This is a genomic window from Rhodococcus sp. NPDC060176, from assembly GCF_042728675.1.
Classification (GTDB): Bacteria; Actinomycetota; Actinomycetes; order Mycobacteriales; family Mycobacteriaceae; genus Rhodococcus_F.
The window spans coordinates 64,997-79,217 of the sequence record NZ_JBHWYS010000005.1 but is presented as its reverse complement, the minus strand read 5'-3'; the positions used below and the strand labels follow the sequence as shown (position 1 = coordinate 79,217).

Sequence of the window (14,221 nt, the reverse complement as noted above, 5' to 3'; positions counted from 1 at the left end):
CAGCGAGTGCTGAAGATGTCCGAATCGACTCGCTGCACATCGAAACTGCCACGCCCGGTAATATGTACGCAAAGACAACCTCTCCGACTAGGTGAATTGTCTCGTTAATCCGATAGGTTCGATTTTGTTCGGACACCCCGCCGCCCGCTGACAACACGACGGAGTGCCTTTTGCTCGCTATCTTGCTTGCCCATGCCGTTGCCGCCCTCTTGGCTCCGCTTGTGGTGCGCAGGTTAGGGCGAAACGGCTTCTTCCCCCTCGCGATAGTCCCCCTCGCCAGCCTCGGCTGGGTCATCGACAAATGGGGCACCGTCGAGACGCTGCACATCACCTGGGTCCCTGGCCTGTCGATGGACATCGACTTCAGATTCGACGCGCTTTCGGCCATCATGGCCGTCCTCGTCCTGGGCGTCGGCACGCTGATCCTGATCTACTGCGCCCGCTACTTCAACGACGACGAACCTCGACTCGGCATCTTCGCCGCCGAGATGGTCGCCTTCGCGGGTGCCATGTTCGGGCTCGTGACCAGCGACAACATGTTGCTTCTCTATGTGTTCTGGGAACTGACGACGGTCCTGTCGTTCCTGCTGGTCGGTCACTACGCCGAGCGCGCCACCAGTCGCCGCGCCGCAACGCAGGCACTGCTCGTCACCACCGCCGGTGGTCTCGCGATGTTGGTCGGCATGATCATCCTCGGCCAGGTCGGCGGTAGCTACAACCTGTCCGAACTGGTCGCGAACCCGCCGACGGGTTGGCTCCCGTCCGTCGCGATCGTGCTGATCCTGATCGGTGCGCTCTCCAAATCGGCAATCGTGCCGCTGCACTTCTGGCTGCCCGGTGCAATGGCCGCGCCCACCCCCGTCAGCGGTTATCTCCATGCTGCCGCGATGGTCAAGGCCGGTATCTACCTGGTCGCGCGCCTGGCTCCCGGTTACGCCGATTCGCCGCCGTGGCGCATCACCATCATCAGTTTGGGTCTGCTGTCGATGATCCTCGCCGGTTGGCGAGCCATGCGCGCGTACGACCTCAAACTCGTCCTTGCCTTCGGAACCGTCAGCCAACTCGGCTTCATGATGGTCCTGGTCGGCATCGGCACGCGTGACGCCGCCCTCGCCGGCATGACGATGGTCGTGGCGCACGCGATGTTCAAGGCCGCGCTCTTCATGGTGGTGGGCATCATCGATCACACCACCGGCACCCGTGACCTGCGCAAACTTGCTCACCTGGGTAAGGCGGCACCAGCTCTCGCGATCATTGCGAGCCTCGCTGCCGCCAGCATGGCCGGTCTGCCACCACTCCTCGGATTTGTCGGCAAGGAAGCCGCACTCGAATCGGTGCTCGAAACGAACGCGCTCGGGCACTGGTCGTCCATCGCCGTCGTCACGGTGATCGTGTTGGGCTCGATCCTGACGGTCGGCTACAGCGTCCGCTTCATCTGGGGCGCCTTCGGACGCAAGACCCTGAGCAAGCCAAGTCCGGCCGTGAGCAAGATGCACAAGTCTGGTTGGCTGTTCTTGTTCGCGCCCGGCCTGCTCGCTGTTCTCGGTCTGGCCGCAGGCATTCTCTCGCCCCAACTCGAGAAGCTGCTGACGCCGTACTCCACCACGCTGGCTCCCGGACCGCACGCCGATTACCACCTCGCGCTGTGGCACGGATTCAACACTCCGCTGCTGCTCACGTGCATCGTCATCGCCGGCGGTGTCGCGCTCTACATCGCGCAGCGTCAGATCAGCCGCCTGCACTTCGAGCACCCGCCACTCGGCAACGCCGACCGTATCTACGACGCAACCCTGCGCGGCATGGACACCATCTCGATGCGCCTGACCGGCGCCACTCAGCGTGGTTCGCTCCCCCGCACGCAGTCGACGATTCTCGCGACGCTGGTCGTGGTGCCGCTGTTCCTGCTGATCATCGACACCAAGGGTGGCGGAGTCGACCTTCGGATGTGGGATTCGCCCATCCAGTTCACTATCGCGCTGATGATGATCTCGGCCGCCATCGCCGCGACGCTGATGCGCAACCGCCTCGCCAGCGTCATCCTGGTCGGACTCACCGGTTACGGCTGCGGCGTGTTGTTCGCGCTGCACGGTGCACCCGACCTCGCGCTGACCCAGTTCCTCGTCGAGACGCTGACACTGGTGATCTTCGTGCTCGTGCTCCGGAAGTTCCCCGCCGAAGTCGACGAGAGCAAGGCGATCGGCTTCAAGTGGCCGCGTGCCGCACTCGCCGTCGCCGTCGGTATCACCGTCACCACCATCGCGGCCTTCGCGACCAATGCCCGAAACACTCGTCCGATCTACGAGCTGCTTCCCGACGCGGCCTACGACCTGGGCAACGGCAAGAACGTCGTCAACGTCCTACTCGTCGACATCCGCGCATGGGACACCCTCGGTGAGATCTCGGTGCTGCTGGTCGCGGCAACCGGCGTCGCCAGCCTCGTGTTCCGCAACCGCCGTTTCGGCATTGCGCCTCGCGTCGCCGACGCACCCTCCGTCATCGTGGACAAGGCGGCCGCCAACTCTGACACGACGTGGTTGCGCGGCGGAGACTTGATCGATCCGCGACACCGTTCGCTGGTTCTGGAGGTCACCACGAGGTTGATCTTCCCGACCATCATGGTGTTGTCGATCTACTTCTTCTTCTCCGGCCACAATGCTCCCGGCGGCGGTTTCGCCGGCGGCCTGACGGCGGGCCTGGCACTGGTACTTCGCTACCTCGCCGGTGGCCGCTATGAACTCGGTGAAGCCGTACCCATCGACGCGGGCAAGATTCTCGGCCTCGGTTTGGCGCTGGCCGCGGGCACCGCCCTGGTGTCGCTGTTCCTCGGCGCCCCGGCACTCTCGTCGGCCGTCTTCGAGTTCACCCTCCCGCTCATCGGCCACGTCAAACTGGTCACCGCACTGTTCTTCGACCTGGGCGTCTACCTCATCGTGGTCGGACTGGTCCTGGACGTACTCCGAAGTCTCGGCGCCCGCCTCGACGCAGAAATCGAGGTGAAAGCACCATGAGCGCAAACATCGGAATGCTGATCCTGATCGGCGTCCTCACGTCGGCCGGTGTCTACCTCCTGATCGAACGAAGCATCACCCGGATGCTCCTCGGCTTGCTCCTGTTCGGCAACGCCATCAACCTTTTGATCCTGACCGTCGGTGGATCGGACGGGAATCCGCCCATCGTCGGCCGAGATTCGGTCCACGAGGAGATAGCGGATCCGCTCGCCCAGGGCATGATCCTGACGGCGATCGTGATCACGATGGGTATCGCCGGCTTCGTTCTGGCACTGGCGTACCGGTCTTACAAGATCAACACCGCCGACGCCGTCGAGGACGATCCCGAGGACACCAAGGTTCTCAAGCGTCGCCTGCCCGCCGACGCTCCCGACCACGACCGCTCCGACGACCCGCTCACCGGTGCCCCGAGCATCGGCGGCGACGCATTCGACAAGGACGGCAACCCTATTCCCCTCGAACAACTGGTCAACCTGGAGGACATCGAATGCTACGACGACCTCCACGACGGCGACTTCGAGGACGAACCGGTACCCGACTGGGCCACCGACCTTGCTCGTAAGAAGGAATCCGAGAAGCGGCGCAAAGACGCTCGCCAGACCAAGATCGAGGGAGGTGGAGGCGCATGACCATCTCGGACAACCTGATGGGAGCCCTTGCGCCCCTGCCTGTCCTGATCCCGATGCTGGCCGCAGCCGCGACGCTGGTCGTCGGCCGACGCCCGCGCTTCCAGCGTGTGATCACACTGATCGCGCTCGTCGGCGTCGTCGCGGTGTCGGGCCTGCTTCTCTACCTCGCAGACCGCGACGGTACGACCGCGGTTCAGGTCGGCGGCTGGGATTCGCCCATCGGCATCACACTCGTGGTCGACCGTCTCTCGGCGATGATGCTCGTAGTCTCGTCGGTGGTACTGCTCGCCGTCATGATCTACGCGATCGGTCAGGGTATTCGCGACGGCAGCGAGGCCCAGCCGGTCTCGATCTTCCTGCCGACCTATCTGGCGTTGACTGCTGGTATCTCCAACGCGTTCCTCGCCGGAGACCTCTTCAACCTGTACGTCGGTTTCGAGGTCCTGCTCGCCGCGAGTTTCGTGCTCCTGACGCTCGGTGCCAGCGCCGACCGCGTCCGGGCCGGCATCTCGTACGTGATGGTCTCGATGGTGTCTTCGCTGATCTTCCTGGCAGGCATCGCCTTCGCCTACGCGGCGACCGGCACCCTCAACATGGCCGACATGGCCCTGCGCTTCGACAACATTCCGCCAGGAACACGCACCGCCATCTTCGGTGTCCTCCTCGTGGCGTTCGGCATCAAGGCTGCGGTCTTCCCGCTGTCGGCGTGGCTCCCGGACTCGTATCCGACCGCGCCCGCACCGATTACCGCCGTCTTCGCGGGGTTGCTCACCAAGGTCGGTGTGTACGCGATCATCCGGGCGCACTCGCTGCTGTTCCCGCAAGGAGAACTCGACAACGTATTGATGGTGTGTGGCCTGCTGACGATGGTGGTCGGCATCATGGGTGCCATCGCGCAGAGCGACATCAAACGTCTGCTCTCGTTCACCCTGGTCAGCCATATCGGTTACATGATCTTCGGTATCGCGTTGTCCACGACGTCCGGGCTGTCCGGCGCGATTTACTACGTCGCCCACCACATCATCGTGCAGACGACGCTCTTCCTCGTGGTGGGTCTGATCGAACGACAAGCCGGGTCGTCGTCGCTGCGTCGTCTCGGTGGTCTCGCGGCGGCCAGCCCGATCCTCGCAATCGTCTTCCTGATCCCAGCCCTGAACCTCGGTGGTATCCCACCGTTCTCGGGCTTCATCGGCAAGGTCGCACTCCTGCAAGCCGGTGCGTCCGACGCGAGCGCGCTGGCCTGGATCCTCGTCGCCGGCGGCACGATCACCAGCTTGCTGACGCTCTACGCGGTCGCCCGCGTGTGGACAAAGGCATTCTGGCGAGCCCGCGCCGACGCGCCCGAAGGTGACCTCGCCGACGTCAGCCCGTCAGCGTTGATCGACGAATCCGAAGAGGACATCGCGTTCGTCGACCGCGAGGACGTCGGCAAGATTCCGATCTTCATGCTGATTCCGACGGTCGGGCTCGTCATCGTCGGCCTGGGGCTGACGGTATTCGCGGGCCGGATCATCGACATCAGCGACCGAGCGGCGAAGGATCTGCAGGATCGTTCCATCTACATCGACGCGGTTCTCGGCAACCACCGACCCGTTCCGGTCGACGAGGCTCCCGTCGCTGCAGAGGACCCTGCAAAAGCTCCCAGTACCGATGCCCCGAACACCGAGGCCCCGAACACCGAGGAGGCTCCGCGATGAAACGCGAACAGGTACTCCGCGTCGGGATCCTGCTGTGGCTGATGGTCGTGTGGATCCTGTTGTGGGGCAACATCAGCTTCGGCAACATCTTCGGCGGACTCGCCGTCGGCCTGATCATCATGGTCCTGCTTCCCCTCCCCCGCGTACCGGTCGAGGGCCGGGTCCATCTGCTCTCGATCCTGCGTCTGCTGTGGATGATCGTGTACTACGCGATCCAGTCGAGTATCCAGGTCGCCTGGCTGGCGATCCGTCCGTCGCCGCCGCCGGTCACCGGAGTTCTGCGGTACCAACTCGGGATCAAGTCGGACCTGGTTCTCACGCTGTGCATCGACGTTCTGAACCTGATCCCGGGCACGATGGTTCTCGAGATCGACCAGAACCGGCGCATCGTCTACGTCCACGTGCTCGACGTCGGTTCGCAGAAAGCCGTCAGCGCGTTCTACCGCTCGGTGGAGGATCTCGAGCGGTTGTTCATCGCGTCGTTCGAACGTGATTCGGACTGGCAGCCCAGCCCGTGGCACCAGCGCGACTACGAATTCGATGCACCCCGGCAGGAGGACCGACCATGAACGGGTTCATCACCACGATCTTGATCATTTCGGGAGTGATTCTCCTGATCGCCGCCGTACTGACCACGTTCCGATTGCTCGACGGGCCGAGCTCACTCGACCGCCTCGTCGCCCTGGACACGATCATTGCGGTCTCGATGTGTGGGCTCGCGGTCTGGGCCGCGTACAGCAAAGACACGACCATCGTTCCCGCGATCGTCGCGCTGGCACTGGTCGGCTTCATCGGTTCGGTGTCCGTCGCACGCTTCCGGGTGAGTGACCAGTGATCGGCAACATCCTCGACACGATCGGGGCAATCTCCATCTTCCTGGGCGCGCTGCTCGCGCTGACCGCCGCAGTGGGAATCGTTCGCTTCCCCGACACCCTGCGCCGTATGCACGCGGCCACCAAGCCTCAGGTGGTCGGGCTCATCCTTGTTCTGATGGGTGCCGTGTTCCTGCTTCGTGGGAGCGTCGACATCTGGATGCTGGTACTGGTCGGCATCTTCACGTTGCTGACCGCGCCGGTCATCGCACACAGCGTCGGACGGGTCGCCTACCGCGAACAGCGCGAGGAGGACGACCTCATGAAGATCAACGAACTGGAAGACCCGGACTCTCTCCGGTAACGACATCCCACTCACCGTCGCGCTCGCCCCACACTGCAAGAGCGGTGCCGGGGCGGGCGAAGAAGGTGGCGAAGTACGCCACCGACATGAGAACGAGAACAGCCAGCAGCAGCGGACCGAAGATCGCCGGGTACTCGGCCATCTGCACCGAAGCGAATCTGTAGGAGAGCAACAACCCCGCGAGCAGTGCCGAGCCACCGAGCAACAGACGCACTCGGAACCAACCCCAGCCGCGCTCCGGATCACGCAGCGCCGCATCGAGGGTCAAGCAAAGAACCGCACCGGCAATGAGGTCGACGCCGTAGTGGAATCCGAAACCGAGCGTCGCCGTCAGGGTCGCGACGAGCCAGAACGATCCCAGGCTGCGAATCCACCACGGCCCGCTGCGAGAGTGGATGAACAACGCGACTGCCCACGCGGTGTGCAGGCTCGGCATGCAGTTTCGCGGCGCGGCGTCGTCGAACGGCAGCGACGACGGTGACGCGAAGTCGAAGTTGGGCACGATGTTCGGCCAGTAGTCACCGATCTGGAATCCGAAACCACGCGGACCGAAGGCGAACACCGGACCGACCACCGGGAACAGGACGTAGAAGATCGGGCCGATCAACCCGATGAGCAGGAACGTACGCAGCAGGTGATGCGACGGCCATCCCTTGCGTACTTGATAGAGCGCGACCACGATCACCGCTACCGGCAGTTCGACGTAGATCCAGTCGAGCGCTGCGGCGCCGACGGGGCCCATGGCGTCGACGATCTGGCCCATCACCCACGACGGGTTCCCGAGAGCCTGGTCTGCGAGGAAGACGTACTCGTCCCACACATCGGTGCCGACGAGAATGGTGATCTCCAGCCACGTCTCGGCAACCTTGGCCGCGATGATGAGCAACGCGCCCAGCGCAACGCCGTGCAGAACGCTGAGTCGACGCTCACCGGACAACTTCCACACCGCGTACACCGCGATGGCCGTCAGCACCCAGGTGCCGCCGGTGCCCATCGTCAGCGGCCCACCGGAGAACCAGCGGATCGCGCCGACGACCACGTCGATCACGACGGCCGCGGATACCGCGTAGATGCGCTCCTTGTTGTTCAGTCCGACCAGTGCGAGAGCGAGGCCAACCCAGGGCATCGTCGCGGATCGGGGAACGAGGAAGTAGTCACCGAACAGGCTTTCCACCGGACCGAGATAGCCCTTGTACGACGCGAACGCCTGCACGCCCAGGACCAGCACGGTCAATGCTGCTGTGCCGATCAGAAGGACTCGATGAGAACTCGACCACGAACGATCCGACTGTCCGGGTGCGTCCCCTCGTTGGGACCAACTGTCTATCAACACCGGACAATAGTAAACGGCGTGTGAACCGAATATGGACACCCACTGGACAAACGGTTGGTATGCCCGGATTTCCAGCGCGCGAAACAGCCCTTCGAGCCTTGAGCTTGCTAGGTGCCCAACTCTGCGACCAGGGCGTCGACGACCGCAACCAGATCGCCGCCCGTCGCTTCCGCAACACGGCGTTGACGCTGGTAGGACGCGCCCCGACGGGGAATGTCCGCTACCGACGCCAACTCGTCCGCGCACCCGAGTGAGACCGCAATCGGCGCCAAGTCGTCGAGCAGGCGATCCAGATCGTCAGTGACGAGGCACTCGTTCGCGTCGGAGTCGAGGATGATCTCGGCGTCCAGTCCGTATCTCGCTGCGCGCCACTTGTTTTCCTTGACGTGCCACGGCTGCATGTTCGGCAGAGTCTCACCGGCGGTCAGTCTTCGATCCAGGTCGACGATGAGGCAGTGGACCAGAGCAACCAGTGCGCCCAGTTCTGCGCGCGTCGAGACGCCGTCGAACACCCGGACCTCGATGGTTCCCCACTTCGGTGCGGGGCGGATGTCCCAGTGCATGCCACCGATCTTGGTGATCACACCGGTCTTCATCTGGTCGTCGATGAACGACTCGTATTCGGCCCAGTTCTCGAACTGGTACGGAAGGCCTGCGGTGGGCAGCTGCTGGAACATCAATGCGCGATTGGACGCATACCCCGTATCCACACCGGCCCACATCGGCGAGGACGCCGACAGCGCCAGCAGGTGCGGATAGCGCTGCAGCAATGCGTTGATGATGGGGAACACGCGGTCCGCGGACGAGACACCCACGTGAACGTGCACGCCCCAGATCAGCATCTGCCGGCCCCACCACTGCGTGCGTTCGATGAGTTCGTCGTAGTCGGGCGTCCGCGTGACCAACTGCGTCGACCATTGCGCGAACGGGTGCGTGCCCGCACTGATGAGGTCGACGCCGAGCGGATTCGCCGCGCGACGCAGCAGATCCAGTGACCTGTCGAGATCACTCATCGCCTCGCCGACCGTCGAGTGAATACCCGTGACGAGTTCGACGGTATTTCGCAGTAGTTCCTTGGTGATGTGCGGGGTCTCGGAGCCGGCAAGCTCTTCGACCGCCGAAAACACCTCGGCTGCTGTATTAGAGAGATCTCTGGTCTTGCGATCGACCAGCGCGATCTCCCACTCCACGCCCAGCGTCGGGCGCGGCGAACCTGGAAATGGAACTACCACGCAGAGAATCCAATCACAGTGTCGGTAAAAACACCGTGCTGGCTACTGCGTGGTAGTCGCCGGAAGTGATGCAAAACTCAGGTGAGTTGTCAGCTCTTGGTGATGACACCGCAAGCAACGCGTCCGCCTGCGTCACCGGTGTCGAGGGTCTGCTGATCCGGTGCCGGCGCGTAACGCGTCGGGATGTTGCCGAAGTTGTCCGCACCGGCATGGATCATGACGGAAGTTCCGCCGTTCGCGATCAGTTCGTCGACGGTGAATGCGTCTGTCGTGGTGACCAGTGTGGCGGTGCCGTCTTCGAGGACCTGAACTGAAGTGAGGTCGCCGCTCGCCGGATGGCCCGTGTGGCCCTCGGCCTGGAAGTGTCCGCCTGCCGAGAGGAAGTTACCCGGCTCTCCGCCGCTGGGGGCAACGGAATTGGTCTCGCACTTGGCAACCTGGTGAACGTGGAATCCGTGGAATCCGGGGGTCAGGCCCTTGGCGTCGAGGGTGACCTTGACGTCGCTACCTTCCTGCGCGAACGTGACCGTTCCGACCTTGGCGCCGTCGGTGCCGTTCAGCGTTGCGGTGACCGTCTCGGCAGACGCGCCGGCGTGAGCCGTCTCGGAACCGTGGCCGCCCGCGCTTTCGTGCGCGCTGGGATCGGCTGCACCGGTCCACACCGGAGGAGTCGTGCCGGGGACGCTGCTGGGCTCTTCGCTGTTACTGCAAGCGGTCAAGCCGAAAGCGGCAATCGCGACTACAGGGGCAACGACGCGCCAGGACATACGCCGGGTGCTGCTGGGGGCCATCGAACCGCTCCTTTGAGGTGGCGAGAAAGTGCTTCTGATCATAACGGCGTGTGTAGTAGCTGGAACCGACGGGTCAGTTCCACCTTCACGACCGGTCAGTTGGAGGTCACGATCACGATCACGCCAGGTGACGCGTTCGCGATGCCGGCGAATCGAGGTTCTGCGGTGACTCCGAGTTCAGCTGCGATCTTCTGCGCCGCTGCCTTCTCCGCCGCGGACGATCCGTAGTACACCGTCGTCGTACTGACGGTGCCCTCGCTGTAGTTACCCGTCTCCTCGACGTTCCAACCTGCTGCCGTCAACTCCTCGGCAGTGCCTGCTGCCAGACCGGAGACGGTGCTGTTGTTGAGAACTCGCACGCTGACATTCGACGTGTCGGTGCCGCTCGCGGAGCTGGAAGTCGTAGTCGTCGCAGTTCCCGAAGGACGCGACGTGGTGGTGGTATCGCCCGAAGCGGGTTGCGTCGTCGCTGCCGGCTTGGAGGTGGCAGGGGCCGCCGCGGGAGCACTCGTCGTGGCAGGCGCCGAAGATTCGGTCTGCTCTGCTGCAGTGTTCTCGTCGCCCGATCCACCGTCGCCCGATCCACCGAGAGAGGCTGCTCCGAGACCGATGAACACGATCGCGAGAGCGATCAACACCATGGCGATTGCGCGAAGCGGAGGTCCGGACGGCTGCTCTTTCGGGGTACTCACGATGTCGACCTTATCGCCAGTACGTGGACAGCCCGCTCATATGTGCGCGTGATTCAGGTGACCTCGAAGCCGAGGCGACGGGCGGCCCTGGCCTTCTGACGGCTGGCACGCAGACGACGCAAGCGCTTGACCAGCATGGGATCAGCCGCCAAGGATTCGGGGCGATCGACCAAGGCATTGAGAACCTGGTAGTAGCGGGTTGCCGACATGTCGAACAACTCCTTGATGGCCTCTTCCTTCGCACCGGCGTACTTCCACCACTGGCGCTCGAAGGAGAGGATGTCGTGTTCCCGGCGGGTGAGGCCGTCGTCGCCGACCTCGTGCATGCCTGCTGTATCTACTACCGAATCGTCGGCGCCAGTGCCTTCGGACTGGTTCCGACTACGCGCGGTTGCGCCGTCCATGTCACTCCTCGACTGCTGTGCTCGGCGTCAGCGAGACTCGTATGCCCGGTGTTCTTTTCCGACCGAATTCTCGCGGCCGTGAGTTTCCCGGTCCCCTGGCCCGAAGGTAACTCACAATTTCCCCCGCGGCCCACGTTCCGACCGAGCAACGAATTACATCGCTGTTCTTCAGCAACCATTGAACCATGATCGAGTGTGCGGGCCGTGATAACTACGCGGGCGCGCCGCACTATCCTTGTCCGCATGGCTATCCTCCCCATCCGAATCGTCGGCGACCCGGTACTGCACAAGGCGACAGAGCCGGTCACTCAGTCCCCGGCCGAGATCGCCGAACTGATCGCAGACATGTACGAGACGATGGACGCCGCCAACGGCGTCGGTCTGGCGGCCAATCAGGTCGGTGTTTCACTCCGAGTCTTCGTCTACGACTGCCCCGGTGACGACCGCACCAGCGAGCGTCGACGCGGTGTCGTCGTCAATCCGGTACTCGAGACCTCCGAAATCCCCCAGACGATGCCCGACCCGGACGAAGACTTCGAGGGTTGCCTGTCCGTCCCCGGCGAGCAGTTCCCGACGGGCCGCGCCGATTGGGCGAAGGTCACCGGCACCGACGCCGACGGCAACCCGATCGAGGTCGAGGGCACCGGATTCTTCGCACGGATGCTCCAACACGAGACGGGCCATCTCGACGGCTTCCTCTACACGGACGTGCTGATCGGCCGCAACGCGCGCGCCGCCAAGAAGATCATCAAGCGTTCCGGTTGGGGCAAGCCCGGCCTGACGTGGACGCCGGGGACCGTCGACGATCCGTTCGGTCACGACGACGACGATTACGAAGACTGAGAATTCTGCTCTGAACGGCAACATTTCGATCGGTAGCCGGGTGGTTTTGCGATACAAGCTCCCACCCGGCTATTCGCATCCCATGACCGACGTCATCGGCATCCTCGAGGGCGCCGATCCCATCGCCGTCCGCGCCGGCGACGGTCGGCTGGTCCAGGTCTCCGCCGATCAGGTGATCGCGCTCAAGAGTCTCTCGGCCCGCCCGATTCGCATCGGCGAGATTCGAAACCTCGAAACGGCTGCTGCGGCGGCGTGGCCGGGGGTCGAGCAGGCGTGGATCGACGGTTGGTTGCTGCGCGCCGGTCACGGTGTCACCGGTCGCGCCAATTCCGCTTTGCCGCTCGGCGGTGCGGGGGCGGTTGCCGGCTTCGACGCGAGCACCATCGAGCGGATACGCCAGTGGTTCGGTGACCGCGGACTGCCGACCCTGCTGCTCCTCCCCGATCGACTCGGCACCGCTCCGGACGGGTGGACCAGCGAGAAGGAAACCATCGTGATGGCCGCCGATCTGGGCAATGTCACGCTGCCGCTCGGTCCTCCGGTCACCTCGTTCGCCGACCGCCCCGACCACAACTGGCTGTCGATGTACGACGCCCACGGCAACCCGGCGTACGTCGAGGCGGTCCTCACGGCTGTCGTGGGCACTGCAACTTTCGGCGCGATCGGAAACACAGACACCACGCTTGCCATCGGGCGCGCTGCGCTCACCGAGGCACCCGACCACAAACGCTGGGTAGGGCTGACCGGCATTCACGTCGCCCCTGAACACCGTCGTCACGGAATCGGGTCGCTGATCTGCGGAGATCTACTCTCCCGGGGTCGCGAGAACGGTGCGACGCACGCGTACCTTCAGGTTTCGGCCGGGAACTCCGCGGCGATCGCGCTCTACGAGCGGCTCGGGTTCGTCGAACACCACCGCTACCGATACGCCACCGATCCTGTCGGCGGCTGACGCTAGGCTTGCCCTCGTGCGCATCGCTACTTGGAACGTCAACTCCGTCCGTGCCCGTACCGACCGGATCATCGACTGGCTCGGTCGATCCGACGTCGACGTCCTGGCAATGCAGGAAACCAAGTGCAAGGACGAGCAGTTTCCGTACGAGCGTTTCAAGGAGATCGGCTACGAGGTCGCCCACGTCGGGTTGAGCCAGTGGAACGGTGTCGCGATCGCTTCCCGCGTCGGCCTGGAAGACGTGCAGATCGGCTTCGAGGATCAGCCCGGCTTCGACAAGGACCCGGAGGCCGATCCGGTCCGCGAGGCACGTGCGATCGGTGCGACCTGCGGCGGTGTGCGGGTGTGGAGCCTGTACGTCCCCAACGGCCGTGAGCTCGAAGACCCGCATTACGCCTACAAGCTGGATTGGCTGGCCAAGCTGCGCGACGACGCGGAGGGCTGGCTCAAGCAGGATCCCGACGCGCAAATCGCCCTGGTCGGCGACTGGAACGTCGCTCCCACGGACGACGACGTGTGGGATCCCGCTTTCTTCGAGGGCAAGACCCACACGTCGGAGCCGGAACGAGCTGCGTTCACCGCCTTCACCGAGTCCGGGTTCGCGGACGTAGTTCGCCCGTACACCCCCGGCCCCGGTGTGTACACGTACTGGGACTACACGCAGCTTCGCTTCCCGAAGAAGCAGGGCATGCGCATCGACTTCATCCTCGGTTCACCGGCATTCGCAGCGCGCGTCGAGGCGGCCGAGATCGATCGGAACGAGCGAAAAGGCAAGGGCGCCAGCGATCACGCTCCGGTGATCGTAAATCTCGGGTAAGCGTCGATCTCGGAGCCTGATCGTCTGTACGTAGTTGCCGGCGGTCAGTCTTCGACGAGCAGTTCCAGATACTCGGGATGCTCGCCGAGGTACCGCTGAACGTAGGTGCACACGGGCCGTACCGACCATTCACGGTCACGGGCACAGTCCATCGCGAACTGCACGAGTACCGCTGCCAGCCCCTGCCCGCCGTACTCTTCCTTGACCACGGTGTGCATGTACGCGACCACGTCGCCGGCTTCGGCTCCGCTGCCCAGAATCTCGTCCTCGTCGCGGTACCCGAGGATGCCGACCAACTCGTCGCCGGAGAGCAGTTCGAATCGATCGTGCGACGGATTGTCCACGAGCGTCACTTCCGGTGAGGTTCCGGTTTTCGAGTTTTCGATGTCGTTCATTGCGGCGACCTCCACGGCACGATGTGCACCTGCGCGATCGGCGACAGCTGCGTTCGCACGCTCTCCATAACTGTGATCCATGCCACTCATAGAATCAGCTACCGACGACGCTGTCCCGGATTCGACCAATTTTTGCACCGGAAGCGACCGGATGGCAATCGCAGTTCGCGCGGCCGTTCGTGCGGTCGTTCGTACCGTCGTTCATGCAAGGGGTGGACCGAGCTGCCGTTTCCCCAGGTCCGATCGGTAGGC

The 14,221-nt window shown here is 63.9% G+C and carries 15 protein-coding genes; 9 read left to right on the top strand and 6 right to left on the bottom strand.

Annotation, left to right across the window (positions count from 1 at the left end; genetic code table 11):
- Window positions 1–170 precede the first annotated feature (170 nt).
- From ACFWEM_RS22840 to mnhG, 6 genes are read left to right on the top strand one after another with little or no spacing between them, the layout of a single operon-like run.
- On the top strand, window positions 171–3,008 hold the full coding sequence (locus ACFWEM_RS22840; protein ID WP_378537350.1) for a Na+/H+ antiporter subunit A: 2,838 nt from the start codon (window positions 171–173) through the stop codon (window positions 3,006–3,008).
- Window positions 3,005–3,637, top strand: coding sequence for a Na(+)/H(+) antiporter subunit C (locus tag ACFWEM_RS22835; protein ID WP_378537348.1), 633 nt, complete (start codon window positions 3,005–3,007; stop codon window positions 3,635–3,637). Before ACFWEM_RS22840 ends, ACFWEM_RS22835 begins: the two co-directional genes overlap by 4 nt.
- On the top strand, window positions 3,634–5,334 hold the full coding sequence (locus ACFWEM_RS22830) for a Na+/H+ antiporter subunit D (RefSeq protein ID WP_378537346.1): 1,701 nt from the start codon (window positions 3,634–3,636) through the stop codon (window positions 5,332–5,334). Before ACFWEM_RS22835 ends, ACFWEM_RS22830 begins: the two co-directional genes overlap by 4 nt.
- On the top strand, window positions 5,331–5,903 hold the full coding sequence (locus ACFWEM_RS22825) for a Na+/H+ antiporter subunit E (protein WP_050655100.1): 573 nt from the start codon (window positions 5,331–5,333) through the stop codon (window positions 5,901–5,903). The genes ACFWEM_RS22830 and ACFWEM_RS22825 overlap by 4 nt, the downstream gene beginning before the upstream one ends.
- On the top strand, window positions 5,900–6,169 hold the full coding sequence (locus ACFWEM_RS22820; protein ID WP_003945061.1) for a monovalent cation/H+ antiporter complex subunit F: 270 nt from the start codon (window positions 5,900–5,902) through the stop codon (window positions 6,167–6,169). The genes ACFWEM_RS22825 and ACFWEM_RS22820 overlap by 4 nt, the downstream gene beginning before the upstream one ends.
- Complete coding sequence (mnhG, locus tag ACFWEM_RS22815; protein ID WP_058038511.1) at window positions 6,166–6,510, top strand: monovalent cation/H(+) antiporter subunit G; 345 nt, start codon at window positions 6,166–6,168, stop codon at window positions 6,508–6,510. Before ACFWEM_RS22820 ends, mnhG begins: the two co-directional genes overlap by 4 nt.
- On the opposite strand, the gene ACFWEM_RS22810 is transcribed toward mnhG, so the two are convergent.
- From ACFWEM_RS22810 to ACFWEM_RS22790, 5 genes are all read right to left on the bottom strand, one after another.
- Window positions 6,476–7,843: a DUF5933 domain-containing protein gene (locus ACFWEM_RS22810; protein ID WP_378537343.1), complete on the bottom strand. Its 1,368-nt coding sequence runs from the start codon at window positions 7,841–7,843 to the stop codon at window positions 6,476–6,478. The two genes, mnhG and ACFWEM_RS22810, sit on opposite strands and share 35 nt — an antisense overlap.
- Window positions 7,844–7,950: 107 nt before the next feature.
- On the bottom strand, window positions 7,951–9,075 hold the full coding sequence (locus tag ACFWEM_RS22805) for a glutamate--cysteine ligase (RefSeq protein WP_378537341.1): 1,125 nt from the start codon (window positions 9,073–9,075) through the stop codon (window positions 7,951–7,953).
- A gap of 89 nt (window positions 9,076–9,164) precedes the next feature.
- Window positions 9,165–9,866 (bottom strand): superoxide dismutase family protein, encoded by a 702-nt coding sequence (locus ACFWEM_RS22800; RefSeq protein ID WP_378537338.1) that lies wholly within the window; start codon window positions 9,864–9,866, stop codon window positions 9,165–9,167.
- Between the two features lie 95 nt (window positions 9,867–9,961).
- A complete protein-coding gene (locus tag ACFWEM_RS22795; protein ID WP_317825021.1) occupies window positions 9,962–10,558 on the bottom strand; it encodes a LytR C-terminal domain-containing protein in 597 nt (198 codons plus the stop codon).
- A gap of 53 nt (window positions 10,559–10,611) precedes the next feature.
- Entirely contained in the window at window positions 10,612–10,962 is a 351-nt protein-coding gene (locus tag ACFWEM_RS22790; RefSeq protein WP_378447035.1) for a DUF3263 domain-containing protein, read from the bottom strand.
- Window positions 10,963–11,205: 243 nt separating this feature from the next.
- On the opposite strand from ACFWEM_RS22790, the gene ACFWEM_RS22785 reads away from it, so the two are divergent.
- From ACFWEM_RS22785 to ACFWEM_RS22775, 3 genes are read left to right on the top strand one after another with little or no spacing between them, the layout of a single operon-like run.
- On the top strand, window positions 11,206–11,805 hold the full coding sequence (locus tag ACFWEM_RS22785) for a peptide deformylase (RefSeq protein WP_230816827.1): 600 nt from the start codon (window positions 11,206–11,208) through the stop codon (window positions 11,803–11,805).
- A gap of 40 nt (window positions 11,806–11,845) precedes the next feature.
- Entirely contained in the window at window positions 11,846–12,757 is a 912-nt protein-coding gene (locus ACFWEM_RS22780) for a GNAT family N-acetyltransferase (RefSeq protein ID WP_378537336.1), read from the top strand.
- Between the two features lie 16 nt (window positions 12,758–12,773).
- Window positions 12,774–13,574: an exodeoxyribonuclease III gene (locus ACFWEM_RS22775; protein ID WP_054186900.1), complete on the top strand. Its 801-nt coding sequence runs from the start codon at window positions 12,774–12,776 to the stop codon at window positions 13,572–13,574.
- Between the two features lie 44 nt (window positions 13,575–13,618).
- Here ACFWEM_RS22775 and ACFWEM_RS22770 read toward each other — a convergent pair whose 3' ends face one another.
- Window positions 13,619–13,969, bottom strand: a complete 351-nt coding sequence (locus tag ACFWEM_RS22770) for a GNAT family N-acetyltransferase (RefSeq protein ID WP_378537332.1) — start codon at window positions 13,967–13,969, stop codon at window positions 13,619–13,621.
- Window positions 13,970–14,221: the final 252 nt, after the last annotated feature.

What these genes read in the sequence shown, in the direction of transcription:
- ACFWEM_RS22835 (WP_378537348.1), top strand. Translation starts at nt 3,005, where the DNA reads ATGAGCGCAAACATCGGAATGCTGATCCTGATCGGCGTCCTCACGTCG.
- ACFWEM_RS22800 (WP_378537338.1), bottom strand. Translation starts at nt 9,866, where the DNA reads ATGGCCCCCAGCAGCACCCGGCGTATGTCCTGGCGCGTCGTTGCCCCT.
- ACFWEM_RS22790 (WP_378447035.1), bottom strand. Translation starts at nt 10,962, where the DNA reads ATGGACGGCGCAACCGCGCGTAGTCGGAACCAGTCCGAAGGCACTGGC.
- ACFWEM_RS22825 (WP_050655100.1), top strand. Translation starts at nt 5,331, where the DNA reads ATGAAACGCGAACAGGTACTCCGCGTCGGGATCCTGCTGTGGCTGATG.
- ACFWEM_RS22770 (WP_378537332.1), bottom strand. Translation starts at nt 13,969, where the DNA reads ATGAACGACATCGAAAACTCGAAAACCGGAACCTCACCGGAAGTGACG.
- ACFWEM_RS22830 (WP_378537346.1), top strand. Translation starts at nt 3,634, where the DNA reads ATGACCATCTCGGACAACCTGATGGGAGCCCTTGCGCCCCTGCCTGTC.
- ACFWEM_RS22785 (WP_230816827.1), top strand. Translation starts at nt 11,206, where the DNA reads ATGGCTATCCTCCCCATCCGAATCGTCGGCGACCCGGTACTGCACAAG.
- ACFWEM_RS22820 (WP_003945061.1), top strand. Translation starts at nt 5,900, where the DNA reads ATGAACGGGTTCATCACCACGATCTTGATCATTTCGGGAGTGATTCTC.